This is a genomic window from Nocardiopsis endophytica (assembly GCF_027706725.1).
GTDB classification, from domain to species: Bacteria; Actinomycetota; Actinomycetes; order Streptosporangiales; family Streptosporangiaceae; genus Nocardiopsis_A; species Nocardiopsis_A endophytica.
The window spans coordinates 30,500-55,342 of sequence record NZ_JAQFWQ010000042.1; the positions used below are offsets into that span (position 1 = coordinate 30,500).

A 24,843-nucleotide genomic window follows, 5' to 3' on the forward strand; every position below is an offset into this window, starting at 1 on the left:
AATAGTACTGCGATTCCGCCCCGGGCGCCTCAGCTTCGGACCCGCGGATCGAGCACGACGCGCACCGTGTCGGCCACGGCACCCGCCGCCACCACGCACACCGCGCCGAAGGCGCACGCCGCGGCCGCCGCGTTCACGTCCCCGGCCTCCACCGACTCGACCAGCATCCCGCCCACGCCGTGCCGGCCGAAGACCCGCTCGACGAAGACGGCGCCGGTGAACATGGCCGCGGCGGTGTAGGCCACATAGGTGGAGGCCGGGACGAGGCTGGTGCGCAGGGCGTGCCCGCGCAGCGCCCGCCCCCGGGTGAGCCCCTTGGCCCGGGCGGTGCGCACGTAGTCCGCACCGGCCTCGTCGGCCATCAGTCCCCGCTGGTACCGGCTGACCACCGCGGCCAGCGGCAGGGCCAGCGCCACCGTCGGCAGGACGATGTAGCGGATCTGGTCGGCCGGGCCGGACCCGGGCGGCGCCTCCCCCGCGGTGCGCAGCAGCGCCTCCCCCGAGGCCGCGTTGAGCCCGATCGCCAGGGTCTGCAGGACGACCGCCACCACCAGCGGCGGCACCGAGATCAGCACCACCGCCCCGAGGGTGGCCGCGGTGTCCCTCGCGCGGTCCTTGTGGGCCCCCGCCCAGGCGCCCCAGGCCACCCCGGCGACCGACCCCAGGACGGCGCCCAGGACGAGCAGGCGGGTGCTGGCCGCCGCCCGGTCGGCCAGTTCGGCTCCGACCGGGCGCCCGTCCCAGGTCTCCCCGAGGTCGCCCGTGACCGCTCCGGAGGCCCACACCAGGTAGCGCCGGGCCAGCGGCACCTCGGGGTCGAGGTTGCGCTCGGCGAGCTGGCGCTCCACCTCCTGCTGGGGCGGGGGCGGCCGCTGTGCCGCGTAGTTGCCGGTGGGGTCGAGCACCGCGGCGCTGAGCAGGTAGGCACAGCTTGATGCCGCCGCCAGCAGGAGGGCGTATCCCGCCAGCCGGCGCAGCAGGAACAGCGCCGCCCGGCTCACCCCAGACGGACCTGGCCTTCCGCGACGATGACGGCGGGGCCGCGCAGGCGCGCGCCCCGGGCGTCGAGCAGGACCAGGCACTCGCCGCCGGGGACCCGGACCCGCCAGGTGGCGCCCTGGTCCGGGGCGGCGCCGGCGGCCCGGGTGGCCGCGACGGCGGCGGCGACGATGCCGGTGCCGCAGGAGCGCGTCTCGCCCGACCCGCGCTCGTACACGCGCATGTCCAGCACGCCGTCGCCGGCCGGGGCGACCACCTCGACGTTGCCGCCGTCGGGAAAGGCGGCCGCGTCGAGCGCCGGGGCGGCGGTCAGGTCGAGGCCGGCGACCGGGCCGTCGACCATGCAGGCGAGGTGGGGGTTGCCGACGGAGACGCGCAGGCCGCGCACCTCGCGGCCGTCGGCCAGCCGCGCTTCGCCGTCGCCGAGGACCTCCGGGCGGCCCATGTCCACGGTGACGTCGCCGTTGTCCTCGATCGCCACCGTGCGCAGGCCCGCGCGCGTGCCGACGTCGATGCTCCGCCCCTCGGCCAGGCCCGCGTGCAGGAGGTAGCGCGCGAAGACCCGCACGCCGTTGCCGCACATCTCGGCGATGCTGCCGTCGGCGTTGCGGTAGTCCATGAACCACTCGGCGGCCTCGGAGGAGGCCGCGGCGCCGGTGAGCGGTTCGCCGAGCGCGCGCGTGCGGACGACCCGCAGCACACCGTCCGCGCCGATCCCGGCGCGGCGGTCGCACAGCCGGGCCACGAGACCGGCGCTGAGGTCCAGGGCACCGTCCGGGTCAGGGAGGATGACGAAGTCGTTCTCGGTGCCGTGGCCTTTGGCGAAACGCATGGAGATCATCTTATGACTGGATCGGCGACCCTGGAGCCGTACCGGTGGACCTGTCCGGAGCCGTCCATGCGCCGCGGTTCCGGGGGCACCGCGGGGGCGTCCGATCAGGTCGCCGCCCGCTGCCAAACTGGAGGAATGGGCACGAGCACGGACAACGACGGGACCAGGTTCGACGACGCCGCCGGTGAGGGCGGCGCACAGGGGCGGGCCGGGATCCCGGTCGTGTCCGTCGTCGGCCCCACCGCCGCCGGGAAGTCCGACCTCGCCGTCGACATCGCCCTGCGCCTGCGCGCCTCCGGCCGCCATGCGGAGATCATCAACGCCGACTCCATGCAGCTCTACCGCGGCATGGACATCGGCACCGCCAAGATGGCCGAAGGGGAGCGGCGCGGGGTCGAGCACCACCTGCTCGACATCTGGGACGTGACCGAGCCCGCCGACGTCGCCCGGTTCCAGTACCTCGCGCGCGGGATCGTCGACCGCCTGCGCTCCCAGGGGGCGGTGCCGATCCTCGTCGGGGGGTCGGGACTGTACGTGCGCGCCGTCCTGGACAAGCTGGAGTTCCCCGGCACCGACCCGCGCGTGCGCGCGCGCCTGGAGGCCGAGCTGGCCGAGTCCGGACCGGGCCCACTGCACGCGCGCCTGGCCGAGCGCGACCCGGCCGCCGCTGAGGCGATCCTGCCGAGCAACGGGCGCCGGATCGTGCGCGCGCTGGAGGTCATCGAACTCACCGGCCGCCCGTTCACGGCCACGCTGCCCGACCACGTCTCGTCGTACCCGTCGGTCCAGGTCGGCCTGGAGGTGCCGCGCCCCGAACTGGACGAGCGCATCGAGCTGCGTGTGGACCGGATGTGGCAGGCGGGACTCGTGGAGGAGGTCCGCGCCCTGGAGGAGCACGGACTGTCCGAGGGGCGGACGGCGCCGCGCGCGCTGGGCTACGCCCAGGTGCTGCGGTTCCTGCGCGGGGAGTGCACCGAGGAGGAGGCGCGCGAGGAGACCGTCCGCGCCACGCGCCGCTTCGCCCGGCGCCAGGAGTCGTGGTTCCGCCGCGACCCGCGCGTGCAGTGGCTCCCCTACGACGCCCCCGACCTGACCGCCCGCGCGCTGGCCCTGGTCGAGGAGGGGATCACGGCAGGCGGCGCCGCCCCGGCGCCCCCTTCTCGCTGATCTCGGGGGAATCGTCCCTACCGGAGCGGTCTCGGGTGCCGGGTTCTCGCAGTGCGCGTGGGGGCGGGCCGGGGTGCAGGGGCATCCTGGGTCGTGAAACCGACACCTGATCCGCATGAAAGCGTCGATCCGACGACGCGGGATGCCCGCCCCCTCTCCGCTCGCTCGAAATGCCCGGTGTGCCCCGCCCGGACGGCCCCCTCCGCGATGAGATCAGCGTCGGGCTCAGTCGCGGGTCCAGCGGGCCACGAAGTAGCCGACGCCGTACGGCGCCTCGTGGGCGAGGAGCTCCCCCTTGACGGCGCCCCCGTCCGTCGCCCCGGCGAGGACCTGCCAGGCCGGGCGCCCTGCGGCCATCAGCTCCCGGGCCAGTGCCGGATCGACCCGGGCCAGCGCGTCGGCGTCGGCGCGCGCCAGGGCCGACGCCACCTCCTCGTCGAAGGCGGGCGCCCGGTCGTCCGGCCTTCCGGGCGAGGAGGGCGGGCGGCGCGCGCTGCCGTCGCCCATCACCAGCAGCGCCACGGCAGGCGCCTCGGCCGCCAGCTCCGCCCCGAGCGCGAGGCATTCCTCCGGCGCGGCGTCCGAGGCGACTTCGACGTAGGCGTCCGGCGCCGCCCCCTCGCGTTCGCACAGCCAGCGGCCGATGGTCAGGGACAGCGGCAGCACCGGCGGCTGCGGGCCGATAGGGAACGGCACACCGTACGGCGCCAGGTCTCCCCCGCTGTCGGGCCCGTAGCGGCGCGTGCGCTCGCCCGGCCCGACGACGACGAGGCGGTCCGCGCCACTCGCGTTCAAAGCCCCGACCACGGCGCCGCACTCGCGCCGGAGGTCGTCGAGATCGGCCGCGGCGCCCGCGGCCACGTCAGGGACGAGCAGAGGCGGAAAAGGGCACACTGCGGCGGCGGTCAGCATGGCTCCCCACCCTAGACCGTCCTCCAGCGCGCTCTCCGCCGTCGACACCCTTGGCCGAGCGTGGAGCGGGACGGCGGATACGCCGCCCGGACCGACCAGAGGATCAGGCGTCGCGCACGGTCTCCAAGGTCTTATGCAAGAGCTCCTCATACGCCGTCGTGACTTCCGAGACGTAGAAGAGGTACCAGCCCTCGTCGCTGTACAGGCGGACACTGAGCAACGCGGACGCAGCCCCTTCCCTCCTGATCTCCAACCGGGCCGGGAGGTTGCGGCGGCCGATCTGCGTATAGCAGCCGAACATCCGGAACGTGAAGCGGGAGCCGTGGACGGCATCGATGCGGTCGCCGTCCCCTTGGGCGACCCGCCACCCCGCACTCCTGAGCCGCGTCGCCAACCGGCCGATGTCAGCATCGCGGCCGTCGAGCGGGATCTCCTCCCGCCGATCGAATATCTCCGCCATCGCCTGTGAACCCCCGCCGCTCGGCGCCGCCTGGAAATGCTGTCCGACACTACCGGCGCGCCGGCCGCCGCCTCCCCCGTCGGCCGGGGCCGGACACCCCACCGCGCCCCCTTGCCCCGGGGCGCCGAGCGGGCTACGGTGGCGCTGTGACCAGATGACCGGATTTGAAAATCTGGTCAAAGCACGGCATGGACGGGTTTCCCGACGCCGGAGCGGCGGACGGGCGAGGAGGAGCGGACGGCGATGGCAGGGCGTGTACGCGAGGCCGACACCAGCGACGCCGAGAAGGACCTGCGCGCCGAGCGCATCCTCGACGCCGCCGCGGACCTCTTGGCGGCGCAGGGCTACCGCCGCGTGTCCATCAGCGAGGTCGCGCGCCGCGCCGACGTCGGCAAGGGCACGGTCTACCTGCACTTCCCCACCAAGGAGGCGCTGTTCCTGACCGTGATGCTGCGGGCGCAGGCGGCCCTGGCCGACCGGATGATCGCCGAGATCCGCACCGACCCCATGGCGGTCCTGCCCCACCGCTCCGCCCGCGCCACCTACCTGGGCGCCGACGCCGACCCGGTCCTGCACGCGGTGCTGATCGGCAACTCCGAGACGCTCGGCATCCTCACCCGCGAGGCCCGGCGCATCCTGGGCGACCTCATCGACCGCCGCCGCGAGGCCCAGCGCGCCCACTTCGCGGTGCTGCGCGAGAACGGACTGCTGCGCACCGACAGCCCGCTCGACGACCAGCGCCGCTCCTACGGCATCGTGGTGACCGGCTTCCTGACCTCCGGGCCTCTGCTGAGCGCCGACGGCGCCGACGCGGAGACGCTGGCCGGGATGCTCGCCACCACCGTGCGCAACGCCTTCGAGCCCGCACCCGACCCCGACCCCGCGGCGGTCCGCGCCGTCGCGCCGCGCGTCGCCGATTCCTTCACCGACGTGCTGGGGCGGATGCGGGAGGAGATCGCACGGCTCAAGCTCACCTGACCCCCTGCGGGGCCGGGCCCGGCAGCGGTGGCGAGCCGCTGGGCCCGACACGAGAGGACGCGACATGACAGCCACCGCCGACACCGGCGCGAGCGGCGCCGCCGTCGACCTGACCGACCCGCGCCTGCAGTCCGACCCGCACGGCTTCTTCGCCGAGCTGAACGCGCGCGAGCAGCCCGTCCCGGCGTCCTTCCCCGGTGTGGAACAGCAGGTCCTGCTGGTCTCCCGCTACGAGGGAGTGCGCGCCGTGCTGTCGGACCGCCGGTTCGTCAACAACCCCGCCTCCATCGCCGGGGACGACGTGGAGAACGTGCGCGTCAAGCGCCTGATGGACCTGGGCCTGACCCGGGACCAGGCCCGCTACCTGGTGGACGCCAGCATCCTGGACATGGACGGCGAGGACCACACCCGGATGCGCAAGCACGTCTCGCGCACCTTCACGGTCAAGCGGGTCAACGCGCTGCGCCCGCGCGTGGAGGAGATCACCGAGCGGCTGCTGGACGAGCTGCCCGGGCACGCCGAGGACGGCGTGGTGGACCTGTCCCGGCACTTCGCCTACCCGCTGCCGATCACCGTGATCTGCGAGCTGGTGGGGGTGCCCGAGGACCAGCGGATGCAGTGGGGCGACTGGGGCCGCCGGCTGATCGCGGCGGCGGCCACCGGCGGGCAGCTCGACGCGCTGGAGGGCATCGTCGCCACCACCCGCGAGCTGATCGGCCAGCGGCGCCGGACACCCGCCGACGACCTGATCACCGCGCTGATCCGGACCCACGACGAGGACGGGGACCGGCTCTCCGACATCGAGCTGGTCTCGATCGTGCTCACCCTGATCCTGGCCGGGCACGAGACCACCGCGCACCTGATCACCAACGGCACCCTGGCCCTGCTCGACCACCCCGACCAGCTCCGGCTGCTCCAGGGCGACCCGGACCTGGGGCCGCGCGCCACGCACGAGCTGATGCGCCGGCACGGCCCCGTGCAGGCCACCCGGATGCGCTACGCCTCCGAGGACATGGAGGTCGACGGCATGCGCTTCCAGCGCGGCGACGTGGTCTTCGCCGTGCTCGGCGGCGCCAACACCGACCCGGACGTCTTCTCCGAGCCCGACGTCCTGGACCTGACCCGCGAGCCCGCCGGGCGGCGCGAGTCCCACGTCGGCTTCGGGCACGGCATCCACTACTGCCTGGGGGCCGCCCTGGCGCGCCAGGAGGGCGAGGTGGCGTTCACCCGGCTCTTCGAGCGCTACCCGAACCTGTCCCTGGCGGCCGGCCGCGAGGAGCTGGAGCGCGAGCCGTTCCCCCTCTTCTGGCGCCTCAAGGCGCTCCCTGTGCGCCTGGGCTGATTCCGCGCACGGGCGCACGCCAGGTGGCGCCCGCACGGCCCGGACGCACACGCGGCCCCCGCCCCCGGCTTCCCGGGGTAGGGGCCGCGTTCGTCTTCAGCGCGCGGGGCGGGGGCTCAGGCGTCGCAGCAGCCCCCGGTGGCGGCCGGCTGCGGGGCGGGAGCCCCCACCGACGGCATGCCGAGCATGACGCCCGCCTGGCCGCCGTCGGCACCCTCGTCGGCCTTGCCGTTGCGCGCCGCCCAGGCGTCGCCCGCGCGGGTGCGGCGCAGCGCGCGCACGCCCGAGTCGGCGACCAGGTGGTGCGGGGCCGCGTAGGTGACCCCGACGGTGACCATGTCACCGGGGCGGGGCTCCTCGGCGCCCTCCTCCACGGCGAAGTGGACGAGGCGGTTGTCGGGCGCCCGGCCCGACAGGCGGCGCCGCTCGCCGTCCTTGCGGCCCTCGCCCTCGGCGACCAGCAGCTCCACCTCGCGCCCGACGAGCTTGGCGTTCTCCTCCTCGGAGATGGCCTCCTGCAGGGCCACCAGGCGCTCGTAGCGCTCCTGGACGACCTCCTTGGGGAGCTGCCCCTCCATCTCGGCGGCGGGCGTCCCCGGGCGCTTGGAGTACTGGAAGGTGAACGCCGAGGAGAACCGGGACTCGCGCACCACGTGCAGCGTCTCCTGGAAGTCCTCCTCGGTCTCGCCGGGGAAGCCGACGATGATGTCGGTGGTGATGGCGGCCTCGGGCATGGCGGCGCGCACCTTCTCCACGATGCCCAGGAAGCGCTCCTGGCGGTAGGAGCGGCGCATCGCCTTGAGGACCCGGCTGGACCCCGACTGCAGCGGCATGTGCAGCTGCGGCATGACGTTGGGCGTCTCGGCCATCGCCTCGATCACGTCGTCGGTGAAGTCGCGCGGGTGCGGCGAGGTGAAGCGCACGCGCTCCAGGCCCTCGATGTCCCCGCAGGCGCGCAGCAGCTTGGAGAAGGCCTGGCGGTCGCCGAACTCCGACCCGTAGGCGTTGACGTTCTGCCCCAGCAGGGTCACCTCGACCACGCCCTGGTCGACCAGGGCGCGCACCTCGGACAGGACGTCGCCGGGGCGGCGGTCCTTCTCCTTGCCGCGCAGCTGCGGCACGATGCAGAAGGTGCACGTGTTGTTGCAGCCCACCGAGACCGACACCCACGCCGCGTAGGGCGACTCGCGGCGCGTGGGCAGCGTGGAGGGGAAGGTCTGCAGCGACTCCTCGATCTCCACCTGGGCCTCGTGCTGCACCCGCGCGCGCTCCAGCAGCACCGGCAGCGAGCCGATGTTGTGGGTGCCGAACACCACGTCGACCCACGGGGCCCGGCGCACGATCTCGCCGCGGTCCTTCTGCGCCAGGCACCCGCCCACGGCGATCTGCATCCCCGGGTGGGCGTCCTTGACGGGGCGCAGGTGCCCGAGGTTGCCGTAGAGGCGGTTGTCGGCGTTCTCCCGGACCGCGCACGTGTTGAAAACGATGACGTCTGCGGTGCTGCCTTCGGCTGCGCGCTCGTACCCCGCGTCCTCCAGCAGGCCGGACAGGCGCTCGGAGTCGTGCACGTTCATCTGGCAGCCGTAGGTCCGCACCTGGTAAGTACGACTCTGGCTCACAGGTCCCAGGCTAGTGGCCATACGGGGCGGGGCCGACCGCCGGTGTCCGGCGGCCGGCCCCGCGCCCGGGAGCCCCCGGGGTCAGGCGGTCGCCGCGGCCTGCGCCGGAGCGGCCGCGGGGCGGTGCCGGAACCACTGGTAGCCGAAGATCGCTCCGGCGACCACCAGCCCGGCCAGGTCGCTCTCCCAGCCGTAGTAGAGCAGCGCGATCCCGGCCGCGGCCAGCGGGATCCGCAGGTACCAGCCGATGGCCGTGTTGATGTACCCGACGACCGCCACGCCCACGACGGACGCGCCCAGGATGCCGGTGACCGCCGCCAGCAGTCCGGTCGCCCAGGTGGTCTCCTGCAGCAGCAGCTCGGGCGAGAGCACGAACATGAACGGCACCACGAAGCCCGAGACCGCGATGCGCACCGAGTGCGCGCCCGTCATGATCGGATTGCCCCCGGAGATGCCGGACGCCGCGTAGGCCGCCAGGCAGACCGGCGGGGTGATGTCGGCCATCACGCCGAAGTAGTAGACGAACATGTGCGCCGTCAGCAGCATCGCCACCGTGGGGGCCTCCAGGTCGCCCTGCAGGATCGTGATGATCGCGGGGGCGGCCAGGGTGGCGGTGATGACGTAGTTCGCTGTGGTCGGCACGCCGATGCCCAGGATCAGGCAGGCGAGCATGGACAGCACCATGGTCGGCAGCAGCTGCCCCCCGGCCAGGGACAGCAGGCCGTCGCTGAGCTTGAGGCCCAGCCCGGTCAGCGTGATCACGCCGGCGATGATGCCGGCGGTGGCGGTGGCCACGATGATCGGCACCGCCACCCGGGCCGCGTTCACCAGGCCGTCCAGCAGCCCCCAGGGGCTCAGCCGGTCGGGCATGTCCTGCCAGCGCCCCAGCGCCAGGAAGACCAGCTGCGCCACGATGTTCATGCCGACGGTGATGGCGATGGCGCCCATCGCCGAGAAGATCGGCGAGTAGCCCATGGACAGCAGCACGAACAGCCCGATGATCGGGATGAGCATGTAGCCGCGGGTGACCATCAGGCGGCGCACGCTCGGCAGCAGCCGCTTGGGGATGCCGCGGATGCCCAGCTTCTTGGAGTCGTAGTGCACGACGATGAACTGGGCGACGAAGAACAGGATCGCCGGGACGATCGCCGCCTGGATGATCTCCAGGTAGGGCACGCCGGTGAACTCGATCATGATGAACGCCGCGGCGCCCATGATCGGCGGGGCGATCTGCCCGCCCGTGGAGGAGGCGGCCTCCACCGCGCCGGCGTACTCGGGCTTGTAGCCCGACTTCTTCATCATCGGGATGGTGAAGGCGCCGTTGGAGACGGTGTTGGCCACCGAGCTTCCGGTGATGGTCCCGGAGAAGGCGCTGGTGACGATGCCGACCTTGGCGGTGCCGCCGGTCGCCCACCCGGTGCTGCCCAGCGCCAGGTCGGTGAAGAAGCGCTCCATGCCGGTCCGGGTGAGCATGGAGGCGAAGATCAGGAACAGGAAGATGAAGGTGGAGGAGATCGCCAGCGGTGTGCCGAACACGCCCTCGGTGCCCAGGAACATCGAGGAGACGATGCGGTCGATGGTGTAGCCGCCGTGGTGCAGGAACCCGGGCATGAGCGGGCCGAACAGCGCGTAGGCCAGCATCAGCGAGCCGAGGAGCACCAGCGCGGTGCCCAGCGTGCGCTGGGCGGCCACCAGCACCAGCAGGATGCCCACCGTGCCCACGGCGACGTACTCGGGGGTGATCCGCCCGGCCGACAGGATGATGTCCTGGTAGTTCACCACCAGGAACATCCCCGACCCGATGCCCAGCAGGGCGAGCACCACGTCGGCCACCGGCATGCCCAGCGGGCGCCAGGGCACGTAGCGGGCCGCCTGCACGAGCAGCAGCACCCCCACCGCCGGGGCCAGCACGTACCAGTCCGCGATCTGGAAGGCCGCCAGGTAGGCGAGGATGCCCACGCCCCCGGCGGTCAGCGCCCATCCGTAGATCCGCTGGTTGCGGGTGTCCTGCTCCTTGGCCGGGTAGAGCAGGAAGACCAGCCCCAGCCCCAGGGCCAGGTGCACACCGCGCTGCTGCAGCCCGGGCAGGGTGCCGAAGGCCCCCGTGTACAGGTGGAACAGGCTCAACACGAGGCCGACCGCGAAGACCGCCCCCCGCCACAGGCCCCGCATGTCCTTCCGCGTGCCCGCGGTCTCCTCCGCCGCGTCGTGCTGCTCCAGCTCGGCGACGTCCTTCTCCAGCTCCCGCAGGACCTCGGGGTCCTCGGTCGCGGGAGCGGCGGGCGTCGGGTCGTTCGTCATCGCCCCATCCCCATCCTCGTCTCAGGCGTCCCGGCGGGGGCGGGGTCGCCCCCCGCCCCGGACGCGCAATTCCACACGTGCTCCCCGCCGCGTCAGGTCGAGCAGGCGCACGCGCCCTCCCCCCGGCAGGGTGAGGGTGTGGTCCACCGCGGGGCCGCCCACCATCACCTGGACGGCGCCCAGGGGGCGCCCGTGGTGCAGCACCCGGTAGCCGTCCTCGCCGCGCAGGAACTCGGTGGTGGTCCCGCCGATGTGCTCGGGGCCCACCGGAAGGTTGGCCCCGAAGGTGTCGAAGCGCATCTCCTCCATGGACAGCACCCCGTTGCGCACGGAGAACTCCTCCTCCACCGGCCGCTTGGCGATGGAGTGGACGTGCACCATCAGAATCCGGTCGCCCTCGCGGACCGGCACGGACAGCAGCAGCCGCCCGGCCGACAGGTCGGCCGCCTCGAAGCGCGCCCCGGCGGCCTCCGCGCCGCCGTACGTGGCCATCGCCAGGAGCGCCCCGGCGGCGACCACCGCTCCGTCCCGTAGGAAGCGGCGGCGCCCGGGACCGACCCGGTGCGCCGCCTGCCTCACTGTGCCGTCCGGGGCGTCAGCCCAGGGCGCCTTCCTCCTCGTAGAAGCGCTCGGCGCCGGGGTGCAGGTCGACCGCGCCCTGGCCCTCCAGGGCGGTGTCGAGCTGGACCTGCTCGCCGACGTCGTGGCCGATCTCGCCGGCACGCTCGTACATCTCCTTGGTGAGGTTGTAGGCGAGGTCGTCGCTCATGCTGCCGCGCACGTACATGGTCGCCCAGTTGGTCACCGTGGTGACGTCCTCGTCCTGGCCGTTGTAGGTGTCGGCCGGGATGTCCAGGGTGCTGTAGGACGGGTTGTCCTCCTGGAGCTGCTCCAGGCCGTCCCCGGCGAACTGCACCAGCCGGACGTCGCTGGTCGTGGCCACCTGCTCGATGCTGCCGGCCGGGACCGCCAGGACCGCGAAGGCCGCGTCGGTCTGGCCGTCGCCCAGCTTGGTGGCCGCGTCCTCGAAGGTGCTGTTGAACGGCTCGATGTCGTCCATGCTGATGCCGTAGGCCTCGAGCACGGCCTCGGCGGCCAGCGCGGTGCCGCTGCCGGGCGGGCCGACGTCCACGCGCTTGCCCTTGAGGTCCTCCACCGTCTCGATGCCCGAGTCCTCGGTCGCGACGATCTGCAGGACCTCCGGGTAGACGTTGCCCAGCATGAACACGTCGTCGCCGTTCTCGATCGGCTCGTCGGCGAAGTCGTTCTCGCCGTTGACCGCGTCGGCGGCGACGCCGTTGATCGCCATGGCGATGTCGATCTCGCCCTGGTCGAGCAGGCGCATGTTCTCCACCGAGGCCCCGGTGGACTGGGTCGACACGCTCGCGTCGTCGATGTTGTCCGACCAGATCTGCGCGATCTCGCCGCCGAGCGGGTAGTAGGTGCCGCCGGTGCTGCCGGTGCCCAGGGTCAGGTCGCCGCCGGTGACCTCCTCGTCACCGCCGCCCGCGCCGGGGACGCTCCCGCCGCCGCACCCCGCGGCCGCTATCACGCCCGCAGCCGCCACAGCGGTAACGGCTGCGAAGCGCTTGGCCGTGATTCTCGTCGTCATTCCGAGCGTCCTCCTCGCGCGATGAATGTCGCTTGCTCACTGAGCGGCTCACTGAGCGTGGACAGGGACTATAGACACGCGAGCGAATACACCGCCGCTCCTGCGCGGTCACAAGTGGGGAACAAATGCCCCCTCCCGCCCCGTCTGGCCGACGGCATTCCCCCTGCGGACCCCGGACAACCCGGTCCGGGGGCGCCGGTTCCGGCCTTCGCGCGCAGGCGCGGGCGGACATGCGCGCAGGCGGGCGCGGGCGGGCGCGGGCGGGCGCACACGGAGGAACGGCCCCTTCACCCAGGGCGTCCGCACCACGCGCACCGGGGCGCGGGGACGGGCCGAAACCCCAGGGAACGCACCTGTCGGCTCGTCCGGAGCTCCCCTGGGGGACTAAGGTCGACATGCCACACAAAATCCCCGCGAACGCAGAGATCCTCTTATGACCGACCGCGTGACGGCCCCCCACGGCGCCTGGCCATCGCCGATCTCAGCGAGCGACGTCGCCCGAGGCACCCGCCGCCTGGGGTTCCCCGCGACCGCCGACGGCGAGGTCTGGTGGGAGGAGGCCCGCCCCGAGGAGGGCGGGCGCACCACGGTGATGCGGTGCGGCCCCGACGGCGCCCCCGCCGAGCTGCTCGAGGCCCCGTGGAGCGCCTTTACCCGGGTGCACGAGTACGGCGGCCGCTCCTTCCTGCCGGTTCCCCGGCGCGACGACAAGGCGCTCACCCGCTATGGCATCGTCTTCGCCGAGGCGAGCGACCAGCGGCTCTACCTGCTCGAACGCGGAGCGCGCGAGCCCCGGCCCCTGACCCCCGCCCCGGCGTTCCCCGGGGCGCTGCGCTATGCCGACCCGGCCCTGTCGCCCGACGGCCGCCGGATCGTGTGCGTGCGCGAGCGCCATGCCGGCGACGGCTCGGTGGACCGGGCGATCGTGTCGGTCCCGCTGTCCGGGCGGGCCGCCGAGGACCCGTCGGCCGTGGCGGAGCTGGTCACCGGCGCCGACTTCTACGCCTCCCCCACGCCCTCCCCCGACGGGGAGCACCTGGCCTGGGTGGCGTGGAACCACCCGCGCATGCCCTGGGACGGCACCGAGCTGCGCGTGGGCGGGCTGAGCGCCAACGGTGTGGAGCGCCCCTACACCCTCAAGGGCGGGGTGGACGAGTCGGTGCTGCAGCCGGTGTGGTGCGGACCCTCGCGCCTGCGCTTCGTGTCGGACTGGTCGGGCTGGTGGAACCTGTACGAGATCGGCCTGACCGGGCAGGCGGTCGCGCTCTACCCCGACGAGCGCGAGTTCACCCCGGGGCCGTCGCGGCTGGGCGTGTGCTCCTGCGTTCCGCTGGCCGACGGGCGCCTGGTGGTGCTGCAGGGCGGCGCCGACCTGGTGCCCGCCGTGTACGACCCGGACACGCTGGAGCTCACCCCGCTGGACACGGGTGCCTTCACCACCTGGGAGACGCTCGGCGGCGACGGCGGGCAGGTCGTCGGCATCGCCTCGGGGCCGCAGGCCCCGCAGAGCCTGGTGCGGCTGGACCCGGCCACCGGCAGGACGCAGGTGCTCCGCTCCAGCCGGGAGGAGATGCCCGATGCCGCGCTGCTGCCGGTTCCCCGGCAGGTGGAGTTCTCGGGCAAGTACGGCGCCGCCGTCCACGCCAACGTGTACCCGCCGACCAACCCGCGGGGGACGGCGGACGGTCCGGCGCCCTACGCGGTGTGGGTGCACGGCGGCCCGGTGGGGCGCGCCACGAGCGGGCTCGACCTGATGAAGGCGTACTTCACCAGTCGCGGCATCGGCGTGGTGGACGTCAACTACAGCGGGTCGCTGGGGTTCGGCCGCACCTACCGCGAGCGGATCGCGGGCATGTGGGGCGTGGTCGACGTGGAGGACGTCGAGGCCGTGGCGCGCTCGCTGGTGGAGTCGGGTGAGGCCGACCCCGCGCGGCTGGCGGTGCGCGGCCCGAGCGCGGGCGGGTACACCGCCCTGCTCGCGGCGGCCGGCGACACGTTCGCCTGCGCGATGTCGCTGTTCGGGGTGGCGGACCTGCTGCAGCTGGCCGCGACCACGCACGACTACGAGTCGCATTACCTGGACACCCTGGTGGGGCCGCTGCCCGGCTACAAGGCGACCTACCGCGAGCGCTCGCCGATCGGCAAGGCGGACCAGGTGCGGGTGCCGGTGCTGCTGTTGCAGGGCACGGAGGACCGCGTGGTCCCCAAGGAGCAGACTCGGGACTTCGCCAGGGCGCTGGCGGACAACGGGGTGCGCCACGCGATGCTGGAGTTCGAGGGCGAGGGGCACGGTTTCGCCTCAGCCGACTCCATCGAGCGGGGGCTGGAGGCGGAGCTGGCCTTCTACGGGGAGGTCTTCGGCTTCACCCCGCCGGGGGTGCCCGGGATCGAGCTGGTCACCGAGTACCCCGACCCGGAGCTGGAGGCCGAGCCGCTGCCGGAGCTGGAGGACACCGGCCCCAGGTCCGCGCACGCCCCTGACGGAGACGGAGAGGCCCAGCCGGCCGCACCGGCGGCGCAGGCCACACCCGCGACGGAGACGCCGTCCGCGCCGCCGGAGGTCCCGGACGCACCGCAGGACGCCGAACCGGACCTGATCCCCTGGTCGGAGCCGCCCGGCGGCTCCCGAGCCCCGGAGAGGGACCGCCCGCACCCCTGAGCGCCCCCTCCTCGTTGATCTCGGGAGGAACGACGCCACCGCGGCGCGGCTCGAGTTCCAGGTCTCGCGGTGCGAGTGGACAGGCGGCCGGGTAGGCGGCCCTTCCAGCAGCGTCATCGGCCGTGAGGCGTGTACGCAGTCACCGAAGCGAGCGGCGACGGAGACAGCGGGGCGGTTCCCCGGCCCTGCCTGCCGGGCGCGAGGCCCCTCGCGGTCCGGTTCAGCGGGCGGCTGGGCAGGTACCCCGCTTCAAGGCCCCGGCCGAGCGGCGGGCCGCCGTAGTGCGGCGTTGAGGGCGGCGACGAGGAGAGGTCGGCGGCCCACACCGCAGCGCTGCCGGCCGTGGGGCGTGTGCGTGGTCGCCGTGCTTGGCGGCGACGGCAGAAGCGGGGCGGTTCCCCGGCCCTGCCTGCCGTCCGGCGGGCCGCGGGCGGTCCGGGCGGGCGGCGCGGTGGGCAGGCTGCGCGGTCACGCGCGTTCGTGGCGGCCGTCGGCCCGCTGCGCCCTTCCTGGCGATGATCTCGACAGGAGTGCTGTCATTCCGGCCGTTTTGACACCACTTCTGTCGAGATCATCACCAGGGGGGCGAGCGAGGGGGCGCGGGGGAATCCTGCGTCGTGAAACCGACGCCTGATCAGCCAAAAAGCGTCGATTTCACGACATAGGTCGCCCGCCCCCTCTCTCGCTGCCCGGTATGCCCGGTTTGCGCTGCCGGGGCACCGTGACACACGCGGTCACAGATCGGGGTCGGGCAGTTCCAGGTCGGAGCCCTCGGCCTCGAGTTCCTCGCGGATGACGCGGTAGGCGAGGCCCGCGGGGTAGCCCTTCCGGGCGAGCATGCCCATGGCGCGGCGGACGCGGACCGTGTCGTCGCGGCCCCGGGTGGCCGCGAGCTTGCGCCGGACCAGGTCGCGGGCGGTGGCCTCCTCCTGGTCGGCGCTGATGTCGTCGACCGCGTCGCGCACGGTCTCCTCGTCCACGCCGCGCCGCCGCAGCTCCCCCGCCAGGGCGCGGCGGCCCAGGCCGCGCCCGGTGTGCCGGGACTCCACCCAGGCGGCGGAGAACGCGGCGTCGTCGATGAGGCCCACCTCGCCGAAGCGCTCCAGCACCGTCTCGGCCACCGGCTCCTCCACCCCGCGCGTGCGCAGCGCCTCGGCGAGCTGGGCGCGGGTGCGCGGGGCGACGGTGAGCAGCCGGAGGCAGACGGTGCGGGCGTAGGACTCGGGGTCCTGGTCGGGGACTTCGGCGCTCCTCCCGTCCGGCCCCTCGGGGCCGGACGGGTCGGCGGCGGCGTCCTCGGCCGGGGCCCAGGGGTCGGGCGCCGCGGCGGCGTCCGGCCCCGGGTCCTGCGGCCCCTGGGCGGTGCCAGGGTCCCCGGACGTGCGATCAAGCATCGGTGGCGGCGGCGGTGCTCTTGGCCTTCGTGGTGCGCTTGGCGGCGGGCTCCTTGACCGTGGACGCGGCCGCGGACGCACCGGCGGCGTCCTTGGCCGTGTCGGGCGCGGCGGCCGCGCCGGCGGCGTCGTCGCCCTTCATCGGCACGCCCAGCTTCTCCTTGATCTTCTTCTCGACCTCAAGGGCCATGTCGGCGTTCTCCCGCAGGAAGTTGCGGGCGTTCTCCTTGCCCTGGCCGAGCTGGGTGCCCTCGTAGGTGTACCAGGCCCCGGACTTGCGGACGATGCCGTTCTCCACGCCCAGGTCGATCAGGCTGCCCTCGCGGGAGATGCCCACGCCGTAGAGGATGTCGAACTCGGCCTGCTTGAAGGGCGGGGCGGTCTTGTTCTTGACCACCTTGACCCGGGTGCGGTTGCCGACCGCGTCCGTGCCGTCCTTGAGCGTCTCGATCCGGCGCACGTCCAGGCGCACCGAGGAGTAGAACTTCAGGGCCCGGCCGCCGGTGGTCGTCTCGGGCGAGCCGAACATCACGCCGACCTTCTCGCGCAGCTGGTTGATGAAGATCGCGGTGGTGCCGGTCTGGTGCAGGGCGCCGGCGATCTTGCGCAGGGCCTGCGACATCAGCCGGGCCTGAAGGCCGACGTGGCTGTCGCCCATCTCGCCCTCGATCTCGGCGCGCGGCACCAGCGCCGCCACCGAGTCCACCACCAGGATGGAGACCGCGCCGGAGCGGATCAGCATGTCGGCGATCTCCAGGGCCTGCTCACCGGTGTCGGGCTGGGACAGCAGCAGGTCGTCGGTGTTGACGCCGATCTTCTTGGCGTACTCGGGGTCCAGCGCGTGCTCGGCGTCGATGAACGCCGCGATGCCGCCCTCGCGCTGGGCGTTGGCCACCGCGTGCAGGGCGACCGTGGTCTTACCGCTGCTCTCGGGGCCGTAGACCTCGACGATGCGGCCGCGCGGGATGCCGCCGATCCCCAGGGCCACGTCGAGCGAGATGGAACCGGTCGGGATGGACTGGATCGGCGGGCGGTCGTCGTCGCCCAGGCGCATCACGGAGCCCTTGCCGAACTGGCGCTCGATCTGCGCGAGCGCGGTTTCGAGGGCCTTGTCTCGGTCTGCTGCTGCCACGGGGAACCCCTGTTGGGTCGGTGTCTTCTTCTTCATCTCGAAGGCGACGCTATGCGCTCGCCGCGACATTCCGCGACGGCGCCGGCCGCGCTGTGGACGGCTCGCACCGTCCCCCTGACCGCGGGGCCCAGCGGCTCCCGCGTCCCGGTGGGCCTTCCCGGCCCTCGGGGTATCTCGCGCCACATCCGCGCACCCCGGACTCACCGACCACCATACCCGAACTTCTGTTCGAGCGGGGGCCCACCACATCGAACGCGTGTCGCGGGGCCGGGCCGCCCGCAGGTCCGCGGCCGGTGCCGAACGCAGGGTCAGCGCACGGATTCGGGCAGGTCGAAGGCTTCACAGACGCGCCGCCACACCTCCTTGGCCGGAGCGCCCTCGGCGAGGGCCTGGTTCACGGTCCGCGAGCCCAGTCCTTCGATCACGTAGTCCTTGGCGAGGCTCTCCGCATACGACTCGCCGAACTGCTCGTGCATGCGGTCCCAGAAAAGCGTCAGTCTCATCCCCCTCAGTATCGCTCCGACCGGGGACCGCGCGCGCGTCGGCGCAGCGCCGGGACGACGGCCAGGAACCCGAGGGCCGCGGCGGCGAACAGCATCCCGGGCCCGGCGACCGCCGATCCGAGGCCATAGGCCGCGAACGTCGCGACGGCGGCGGCCTCGGCGCCGAAGCCCGACATCGACACCACGGTGGCCCGCGCGCGTTCGGAGACGGAGTCCTGCAAGCGCGTCTCCGCGACCACCGCCGCCCACGCGAACACCCCGAAGGCGGCGGACACCGGGAGCATCCCCAAGGGGTGCCCCAGGAACGCACCGGCGGCGAGGAGCAGCGCGCCGGCGGCCACCACGGGGGCGGGCCGGCGGGCACCGCGCTCCGCGCACCACTCCCCCGCCGCCATGGCGGCGAACACGGGCACGAGGAGGATCGGGACCAGTGCGGTGTCGGAGGTGAACGACCGCGCCAGGAACGGCAGGTACTCGTCCAGGGAGGAGAGGCCCATGACCACCGCGACGGCGAACAGGGCCGGGCGCGCGCCGGGCGCGTGGCGCACCTCCGACAGCGCGGTGCGCATCACGCGGAGCGGCGGGCCGAGCCCCGGGGAGCGGTCCTCCCCGCCGTTCCCGGGATGGGCGCCGCTCCCGGGGCGGGCGCCTTCGGGGAAGGAGAAGCCGATGGGCGCCGCCGCGAGCGCGGCGGCGACGCTCACCGCGCCCACGGCCGTGTACCCGCCGAACGCCAGCAGGGGCGCCGCGGCGGCGGTGCCCGTGACCACGGCGATCGTTCCCAGCGCGCGCGAGCGTCCGATGAGGCGGGCGTACGCGGACGCGGCGCCGGCGCGGTCCAGCTCGTCGTAGACGAGCGCCTGGAGCGTGCCCGAGGTGATCGCCCCTCCGACGCCCCAGAGCACGAAACCCGCGGCGAAGGCGGGATAGGCCGGAAGGAGCGTCCACAGGGCGAACCCGGCGGCCGAGAACAGCGGGGCCGCGGTGAGCAGGTGCCGCCGTGGGACAAGGTCGGCGAGCACGCCGGAGGGGATCTCCAGCAGGAAGGCCGTGAGGGACCAGATGATCAGCAGGCTGGAGATCTGCGCGGCGGAGAGCCCGCTGTCGGCGAACAGCAGCGCGTACAGCGGGTAGAGCGGGATGAGGTCGACCAGGAAGGCGTACGGGTAGAGGCTGCGCGCCGTCCGGGCCTCAGGTGCCTCGGCTACGTCAGGTGAGGGTCAACATCGCCAGGTCATGAAGCAACCTTATGCCGGTGCCCTGAACCGGACAAGGCGTTATCCGGCCGCCTCAGCCCTGCCCCTCCGGGTCCTCGCGGCCTCTGCGCGCCACGATCACCGGGACGGCCACCAGCCCCACCAGTGCCAGGGCATAGGGCAGCATCCCGACGGCGATCACCCACCCCGTCGAGTCGGCCACCCCGAGAAGCCCCATGGGGATGTGCACCAGCGTCGACAGGAGAAAGCCGACGACCCACCCTCCGAACAGGCCGAGCAGTGCGGCCCCAGCGATCCTCATTCTCATCGTCCGTTCTGTGCTGTCATGCGCGCTGTGCGGTCGAGCGCGCGCTGTGCGGCCGTGCGCGATGCGCGCGGCCGGTCTCCGGTCGTCTGCGACCGTACGGAGCAGGCGCCGGACGCGGCGTCGGCCTGCGGGACCGAACCCGCGTACATCCCTGGATGCACGCGGCGCCCGCCGGAAGGTTCGAAGGTCGGTCGTGGCCAGCCGTGGTCGGCCCGTGGTCGGCGTCGGCCGTACCGATGGCGGGCCGCGGGCGCACGCCTCCGGAGAACCGTCGGGGCCGCGTTGCACACTTGGGGCATGGCACACCCGCACGACCCGGTTGAACGGTTCTCGCCCGCCACCCGCGCCTGGTTCCGCTCCGCCTTCCCCGACGGGGCCACCCCCGCCCAGGAGGGCGCGTGGGCCCAGATCGAGAAGGGCGGCGACACCCTGCTCGTCGCCCCGACCGGGTCGGGAAAGACGCTCGCGGCGTTCCTCTGGTCGCTGGACCGGCTGGCCACCGCTCCCCCGCCCGAGGAGCCCGCCAGGCGATGCCGGGTGCTGTACGTGTCGCCGCTCAAGGCGCTCGCGGCCGACATCGAGCGCAACCTGCGCGCCCCCTTGTCGGGGATCCGGCGCGAGGCCGGACGCTCCGGCGGCGCGGTGCCGGACATCCGGGTCGGCATGCGCACCGGGGACACCCCGCAGAGCGAGCGGCGCGGCCTGGCCGCCGCTCCCCCGGACATCCTCATCACCACGCCCGAGTCGCTGTTCCTGGTGCTCACCTCGCAAGCGCGCGCGGGGCTGGCCGGCGTGGAGACGGTCATCGTGGACGAGGTGCACGCCGTGGCCGGGACCAAGCGCGGCGCGCACCTGGCCCTGTCCCTGGAGCGGCTGGACGCGCTGCTGGGGCGGCGGGCCCAGCGCATCGGCCTGTCGGCGACCGTCCGCCCGCACGAGACCGTGGCCGCCTTCCTCGGCGGGGCGCGCCCGGCCGCCGTGGTCGCGCCGCCGTCGGCGCCCCGGCTGGACCTGAGCATCACCGTGCCGGTGGAGGACATGGCCGACCTGGCGGCCGCGCCCGCCCCGGAGCGCGCGGGCGGCACCGCCGAGGCCGACCCCAAGGCCCGCGCCTCCATCTGGCCGCACGTCGAGGAGCGGGTGCTCGACCTGGTGGAGGAGCACCGCTCGTCCATCGTGTTCACCAACGCTCGCCGCGTCGCCGAGCGGCTGTGCGCCCGGCTGAACGAGCTGGCGACCGAGCGGGCGCAGGGCGCGCTGCCGCCGGAGGAGGTGCCCTCCGAGGTGCTCGGGCCGTCCGGGCCGAGCCGGGGCGCCGAGCGGGTGGTCGCGCGCGCCCACCACGGGTCGGTCTCCAAGGAGGAGCGCGCCGCCATCGAGGCCGACCTGAAGGAGGGGCGGCTGCCCTGCGTGGTGGCCACCTCCAGCCTGGAGCTGGGCATCGACATGGGCGCGGTGGACCTGGTGGTGCAGGTGGAGTCGCCGCCGTCGGTGGCCGGGGGGCTGCAGCGGGTCGGGCGCGCGGGGCACCACGTGGGCGAGGTGTCGCGCGGGGTGTTCTTCCCGAAGTACCGGGGCGACCTGCTGGCGTCGGCGGTGGTGGCCGAGCGGATGCGCGCGGGGGCCATCGAGGAGCTGGCGGTGCCCGCCAACCCGCTGGACGTGCTGGCCCAGCAGATCGTGGCGATGGCGGCGATGGACGAGTGGCGGGTGGAGGACCTGGCGGCCGCGGTGCGGCGGGCCGCGCCGTTCGCCGCGCTGCCCGACTCGGCGCTCACGGGCGTGCTGGACATGCTCTCCGGGCGCTACCCCTCCGACGAGTTCGCCGACCTGCGCCCGCGCCTGGTGTGGGACCGGGAGGAGGGCACGGTGGCCGGGCGGCCGGGGGCCCAGAGGCTCGCGGTCACCAGCGGCGGCACCATCCCGGACCGGGGCACCTACGCGGTGCACCTGGCGGGGGCGGCCGGGTCGGGGCCCACCCGGGTGGGCGAGCTGGACGAGGAGATGGTGTACGAGTCGCGGGTCGGCGACGTGTTCGTGCTGGGCTCCACGGCCTGGCGGATCGAGTCGATCGACGCCGACCGGGTGCTGGTGGCGCCCGCCCCGGGGCGGCCGGGCCGACTGCCGTTCTGGAAGGCCGACGCGGCGGGCCGCCCGCCGGAGCTGGGGCGGGCCATCGGCGCGCTGACCCGGGAGCTCGGGGAGGCCGGGCCGGACGGGGCGCGGGAGCGCGCCCGCGGGATGGGGCTGGACGCCTGGGCGGCCGACAACCTCGCCGCGTACCTGGAGGAGCAGCGGGAGGCGACCGGGGCGGTGCCCGACGACCGCACGGTGGTGGTCGAGCGGTTCCGGGACGAGCTGGGCGACTGGCGGGTGGTGGTGCACTCGCCGCTGGGCGCGCGGGTGCACGGGGCGTGGGCGCTGGCGCTGGGGGCGCGGATGCGCGAGCGCTACGGGCTGGACGCCCAGGTGGTGCACGGCGACGACGGGATCGTGCTGCGGCTGCCGGACGTGGACGACGCCGAGCGGCTGCGCATCGCCGACCTGCTGTACCTGCCACCGGAGGAGGCCGAGGACGCGGTGGCGGCGGAGCTGGGCGGGTCGGCGCTGTTCGCGGCCCGGTTCCGGGAGTGCGCGGCGCGCTCCCTGCTGCTGCCGCGCCGCAGGCCGGGGCACCGGATGCCGCTGTGGCAGCAGCGGCAGCGCTCGGCCCAGCTGTTGTCGGTGGCCGGGCGGTACGGGTCGTTCCCGATCGTGCTGGAGGCGGTGCGCGAGTGCCTGCGGGACGTGTTCGACGTGCCGGGGCTGGCCGCGCTGATGGGCGACATGCGGGCGCGGCGGGTGCGCGTGGTGGAGGTGGAGACGCCGCGCGCCTCCCCCTTCGCGCAGTCGTTGCTGATCGGGTACACGGCGGCGTTCCTGTACGAGGGCGACGCGCCGCTGGCGGAGCTGCGCGCGCAGGCGCTCACCCTGGACTCGGCGCTGCTGGCCGAGCTGCTGGGCCGGGCCGACCTGCGGGAGCTGCTGGACGCCGGGGTGATCGCCGACGTGGAGGCGGCGCTGCAGCGGCTCACCCCCGAGCGGCGGGTGGACGGGCGCGGGCCGGAGGGCGCCGCCGACCTGCTGCGCGAGCTGGGGCCGCTGTCCGGGGAGGAGGCGGCCGAGCGCGGGGCGCGGGCCGCGTGGCTGGAGGACCTGGAGAAGGCGCGGCGGGCGATCCGGGTACGGGTGGCCGGGCAGGAGCGGTGGGCGGCCGTGGAGGACGCGGCGCGCCTGCGCGACGGCCTGGGCACGGCGCTGCCCGACTGGCTGGAGCTGGGGGCCGACTCGCCCTTCCCCGACACCGCCGTCGCGTTCACCCGGCCGGTCGAGGACCCGCTCGGCGACCTGCTGTCCCGGTTCGCGCGGACGCACGGGCCGTTCACCGCCGAGGACGCGGCGCGCCGCTTCGGCCTGGGGCCGGCGGCGGTGCGCGAGGTGCTGCGGCGGCTGTCGGGCGACGGCCGGGTGGTCGAGGGCGGATTCCGGCCGGGCCGCGCAGGGAGCGAGTGGTGCGACACGGGTGTGCTGCGCCGCCTGCGCAAGGGGTCGGTGCTGCGGCTCCGCAAGGAGGCCGAGCCGGTGCCGCAGCGCGCGCTCGGCCGGTTCCTCCCGGCGTGGCAGCACGTGTCGTCGCCGCTGCGCGGGCCGGACGCGGTGTTCGAGGCGGTGGAGTCGCTGCGCGGGTGCCCGGTTCCGGCGTCCGCGCTGGAGACCCTGGTGCTCCCGGCGCGCGTGCGCGGGTACGCGCCGTCGATGCTGGACGAGCTCACCTCGGCGGGCGAGGTGGTGTGGGCGGGTGTGGGCCCGATCGGCGGCAAGGACGGGTGGGTGTGCCTGGTCCCGGCCGAGGACGCGCCGGAGCTGCTGCCCGACCCCGCGGACGTGGAGGAGTCGCCGCTGCACGACGCCGTGGCCGAGGCGCTGGACGGTGGAGGCGCGCTGTTCTTCCGGGACATCGCCGACCGGGCCCAGCGCGCTCTGGGGACGGCGGCGGTCTCCGACGCCGCGCTGGTGGCGGCGGTGTGGGACCTGGTGTGGGCGGGGCGCTTGGGCAACGACACGTTGGGGCCGCTGCGCGCGCTGCTGGGCGCGGGCGGCACGGGGGCGGGGGGTTCCGGCTCAGGTTCGGCGGCCCACCGGAGGCGGTCGCGGCGGCCGGTGATGCCGAGCCGGATGGGGCCGCCGACGGTGGCGGGGCGCTGGTGGCGGCTCCCGGAGAGGGAGGCGGACGCGACCAGGAGGGGGCTGGCGGCGGCGACGGCACTGCTGGACCGGTACGGGGTGGTGACGCGCGGCCCGGTGGTGGCCGAGCAGGTGCGGCGCCGCACCGGCGAGCGGTCGGGCGGCGGGTTCAGCGCGGTGTACCCGGTGCTGCGCGGCGTCGAGGAGGCGGGCAAGGCACGGCGCGGGTACTTCGTCGAGGGCTTGGGCGCGGCCCAGTTCGCCCCGCCCGGGGCGGTGGACCGGCTGCGCTCGTTCAGCGTCGGCGCCGGGGGCCCAGAGGACTCCGGTGGGGACGGTGGGCCCGGTGGGTCCGGGACGCCTCCCGGGGACGGTGCCCCGCTCGTCCTGGCAGCGGCCGACCCGGCGAACCCGTACGGCGCGGCGCTGGCGTGGCCGGAGAGCGAGGGCGGCCGCCCGTCCAGGAAGGCGGGGGCGATGGTGGTCCTGGACGACGGGGCGCCGACGCTGTACCTGGAGCGCGGCGGGAAGACGGCGGTGACCTTCGGCTCCGGGGAGGCGGAGCTGGAGAGGGCCGCGTCGGCCCTGGCGGAGACGGTCCGTGAGGGCGGCCTGGCGTCACTGACGGTGGAGCGCGCGGACGGAGGCGAGGTGTTCGGAACCCCTTTGGAACCGGCCTTGAAGAAGGCGGGCTTCCACCCGACCCCGAAGGGCCTCCGGTTGAGGTAGGCGGGTCTTACGCCAGCACTGTCGGCCGGCGGGCGTGTGAGTGGTCGGTGTGGTCGGCGGCGACGGAGCGACCTGGGCGGTTCCCCGGCCCTGCCTGCCGTCCATCCGGCCACTCGCAGTTCCGGTGGGCGGCGGCTGAGCAGGTACCCCACTCACGGACCCCAGCCGTCCGCCGGGCCACCGAAATGCAGCCTGGAGGGCAGCGACGAGGACAGGAGGGCGGCCCTCGCCGCAGCACTGTCGGCTGGCGGGCGTGTGCATGGTCACCGTGAAAGGCGGCGACGGAGACAGCGGGGCGGTTCCCCAGCGCTGCCAACCGTCCGTCCGGCCACTCGCGGTCCAGGCGACGGCGCGACCGGGCAGGCGGATGGTCGAGGGCGCCCGTGGCGTCCGTCGGCCCGGTGCGCCCCTGCCCGGCGATGATCTCGACAAAGGTGCTGTCATTCCGGCGGTTTT

Annotated in this window: 18 protein-coding genes; 5 read left to right on the plus strand and 13 right to left on the minus strand. The window is 74.4% G+C overall.

All coding sequences use genetic code 11. The features are described from left to right. Positions 1-29 precede the first annotated feature (29 nt). On the minus strand, positions 30-1,001 hold the full coding sequence (locus O4J56_RS15835; RefSeq protein ID WP_270686569.1) for an ABC transporter permease: 972 nt from the start codon (positions 999-1,001) through the stop codon (positions 30-32). Then, positions 998-1,831 carry a diaminopimelate epimerase gene (gene dapF / locus O4J56_RS15840; protein WP_270686571.1) on the minus strand — a complete coding sequence of 278 codons (834 nt, stop codon included), beginning with the start codon at positions 1,829-1,831 and terminating at the stop codon, positions 998-1,000. Before dapF ends, O4J56_RS15835 begins: the two co-directional genes overlap by 4 nt. A gap of 135 nt (positions 1,832-1,966) precedes the next feature. Between dapF and miaA the strand changes: the two genes are divergently transcribed. Beyond that, positions 1,967-2,998, plus strand: a complete 1,032-nt coding sequence (gene miaA / locus O4J56_RS15845) for a tRNA (adenosine(37)-N6)-dimethylallyltransferase MiaA (protein WP_270686572.1) — start codon at positions 1,967-1,969, stop codon at positions 2,996-2,998. Positions 2,999-3,223: 225 nt separating this feature from the next. On the opposite strand, the gene O4J56_RS15850 is transcribed toward miaA, so the two are convergent. Next, on the minus strand, positions 3,224-3,910 hold the full coding sequence (locus O4J56_RS15850) for a class III extradiol ring-cleavage dioxygenase family protein (protein ID WP_270686573.1): 687 nt from the start codon (positions 3,908-3,910) through the stop codon (positions 3,224-3,226). 103 nt (positions 3,911-4,013) lie between these two features. Further along, positions 4,014-4,370: a hypothetical protein gene (locus O4J56_RS15855; RefSeq protein ID WP_270686574.1), complete on the minus strand. Its 357-nt coding sequence runs from the start codon at positions 4,368-4,370 to the stop codon at positions 4,014-4,016. Between the two features lie 243 nt (positions 4,371-4,613). Between O4J56_RS15855 and O4J56_RS15860 the strand changes: the two genes are divergently transcribed. Then, a complete protein-coding gene (locus O4J56_RS15860) occupies positions 4,614-5,348 on the plus strand; it encodes a TetR/AcrR family transcriptional regulator (protein ID WP_270686575.1) in 735 nt (244 codons plus the stop codon). 64 nt (positions 5,349-5,412) lie between these two features. Next, on the plus strand, positions 5,413-6,690 hold the full coding sequence (locus O4J56_RS15865; RefSeq protein WP_270686576.1) for a cytochrome P450 family protein: 1,278 nt from the start codon (positions 5,413-5,415) through the stop codon (positions 6,688-6,690). 116 nt (positions 6,691-6,806) lie between these two features. On the opposite strand, the gene miaB is transcribed toward O4J56_RS15865, so the two are convergent. The 4 genes from miaB to O4J56_RS15885 form a co-directional block, all read right to left on the minus strand. After that, positions 6,807-8,285 carry a tRNA (N6-isopentenyl adenosine(37)-C2)-methylthiotransferase MiaB gene (gene miaB, locus O4J56_RS15870; RefSeq protein ID WP_270686587.1) on the minus strand — a complete coding sequence of 493 codons (1,479 nt, stop codon included), beginning with the start codon at positions 8,283-8,285 and terminating at the stop codon, positions 6,807-6,809. A 105-nt stretch (positions 8,286-8,390) separates the two neighbouring features. Next, positions 8,391-10,610 (minus strand): TRAP transporter permease, encoded by a 2,220-nt coding sequence (locus tag O4J56_RS15875; RefSeq protein ID WP_270686577.1) that lies wholly within the window; start codon positions 10,608-10,610, stop codon positions 8,391-8,393. Positions 10,611-10,631: 21 nt separating this feature from the next. Beyond that, on the minus strand, positions 10,632-11,189 hold the full coding sequence (locus O4J56_RS15880) for a DUF1850 domain-containing protein (protein WP_270686578.1): 558 nt from the start codon (positions 11,187-11,189) through the stop codon (positions 10,632-10,634). Positions 11,190-11,205: 16 nt separating this feature from the next. Further along, positions 11,206-12,222, minus strand: a complete 1,017-nt coding sequence (locus O4J56_RS15885; RefSeq protein ID WP_270686579.1) for a TAXI family TRAP transporter solute-binding subunit — start codon at positions 12,220-12,222, stop codon at positions 11,206-11,208. A gap of 433 nt (positions 12,223-12,655) precedes the next feature. Between O4J56_RS15885 and O4J56_RS15890 the strand changes: the two genes are divergently transcribed. After that, positions 12,656-14,881 carry a S9 family peptidase gene (locus O4J56_RS15890; protein WP_270686580.1) on the plus strand — a complete coding sequence of 742 codons (2,226 nt, stop codon included), beginning with the start codon at positions 12,656-12,658 and terminating at the stop codon, positions 14,879-14,881. A 734-nt stretch (positions 14,882-15,615) separates the two neighbouring features. Here the strand turns inward: O4J56_RS15890 and recX are convergent. From recX to O4J56_RS15915, 5 genes are all read right to left on the minus strand, one after another. Then, positions 15,616-16,275: a recombination regulator RecX gene (gene recX, locus O4J56_RS15895; RefSeq protein WP_270686581.1), complete on the minus strand. Its 660-nt coding sequence runs from the start codon at positions 16,273-16,275 to the stop codon at positions 15,616-15,618. Then, entirely contained in the window at positions 16,268-17,656 is a 1,389-nt protein-coding gene (gene recA / locus O4J56_RS15900; protein WP_333563801.1) for a recombinase RecA, read from the minus strand. The genes recX and recA overlap by 8 nt, the downstream gene beginning before the upstream one ends. 59 nt (positions 17,657-17,715) lie before the next feature. Next, entirely contained in the window at positions 17,716-17,910 is a 195-nt protein-coding gene (locus tag O4J56_RS15905; RefSeq protein ID WP_270686583.1) for a DUF3046 domain-containing protein, read from the minus strand. Positions 17,911-17,915: 5 nt separating this feature from the next. Then, entirely contained in the window at positions 17,916-19,037 is a 1,122-nt protein-coding gene (locus O4J56_RS15910) for an MFS transporter (RefSeq protein WP_270686588.1), read from the minus strand. Positions 19,038-19,200: 163 nt separating this feature from the next. After that, positions 19,201-19,428 (minus strand): DUF5957 family protein, encoded by a 228-nt coding sequence (locus tag O4J56_RS15915; RefSeq protein WP_270686584.1) that lies wholly within the window; start codon positions 19,426-19,428, stop codon positions 19,201-19,203. 303 nt (positions 19,429-19,731) lie between these two features. On the opposite strand from O4J56_RS15915, the gene O4J56_RS15920 reads away from it, so the two are divergent. Then, positions 19,732-24,387 carry an ATP-dependent helicase gene (locus tag O4J56_RS15920; protein WP_270686585.1) on the plus strand — a complete coding sequence of 1,552 codons (4,656 nt, stop codon included), beginning with the start codon at positions 19,732-19,734 and terminating at the stop codon, positions 24,385-24,387. Positions 24,388-24,843: the final 456 nt, after the last annotated feature.

Bases quoted from the DNA above. Each gene is read 5' to 3' on its own strand.
- dapF (WP_270686571.1), bottom strand. From the start codon at position 1,831: ATGCGTTTCGCCAAAGGCCACGGCACCGAGAACGACTTCGTCATCCTC.
- miaA (WP_270686572.1), top strand. From the start codon at position 1,967: ATGGGCACGAGCACGGACAACGACGGGACCAGGTTCGACGACGCCGCC.
- O4J56_RS15850 (WP_270686573.1), bottom strand. From the start codon at position 3,910: ATGCTGACCGCCGCCGCAGTGTGCCCTTTTCCGCCTCTGCTCGTCCCT.
- O4J56_RS15855 (WP_270686574.1), bottom strand. From the start codon at position 4,370: ATGGCGGAGATATTCGATCGGCGGGAGGAGATCCCGCTCGACGGCCGC.
- O4J56_RS15860 (WP_270686575.1), top strand. From the start codon at position 4,614: ATGGCAGGGCGTGTACGCGAGGCCGACACCAGCGACGCCGAGAAGGAC.
- O4J56_RS15865 (WP_270686576.1), top strand. From the start codon at position 5,413: ATGACAGCCACCGCCGACACCGGCGCGAGCGGCGCCGCCGTCGACCTG.
- O4J56_RS15875 (WP_270686577.1), bottom strand. From the start codon at position 10,610: ATGACGAACGACCCGACGCCCGCCGCTCCCGCGACCGAGGACCCCGAG.
- O4J56_RS15885 (WP_270686579.1), bottom strand. From the start codon at position 12,222: ATGACGACGAGAATCACGGCCAAGCGCTTCGCAGCCGTTACCGCTGTG.
- O4J56_RS15890 (WP_270686580.1), top strand. From the start codon at position 12,656: ATGACCGACCGCGTGACGGCCCCCCACGGCGCCTGGCCATCGCCGATC.
- recX (WP_270686581.1), bottom strand. From the start codon at position 16,275: ATGCTTGATCGCACGTCCGGGGACCCTGGCACCGCCCAGGGGCCGCAG.
- recA (WP_333563801.1), bottom strand. From the start codon at position 17,656: ATGTGGTGGGCCCCCGCTCGAACAGAAGTTCGGGTATGGTGGTCGGTG.
- O4J56_RS15905 (WP_270686583.1), bottom strand. From the start codon at position 17,910: ATGAGACTGACGCTTTTCTGGGACCGCATGCACGAGCAGTTCGGCGAG.
- O4J56_RS15915 (WP_270686584.1), bottom strand. From the start codon at position 19,428: ATGAGGATCGCTGGGGCCGCACTGCTCGGCCTGTTCGGAGGGTGGGTC.
- O4J56_RS15920 (WP_270686585.1), top strand. From the start codon at position 19,732: ATGGCACACCCGCACGACCCGGTTGAACGGTTCTCGCCCGCCACCCGC.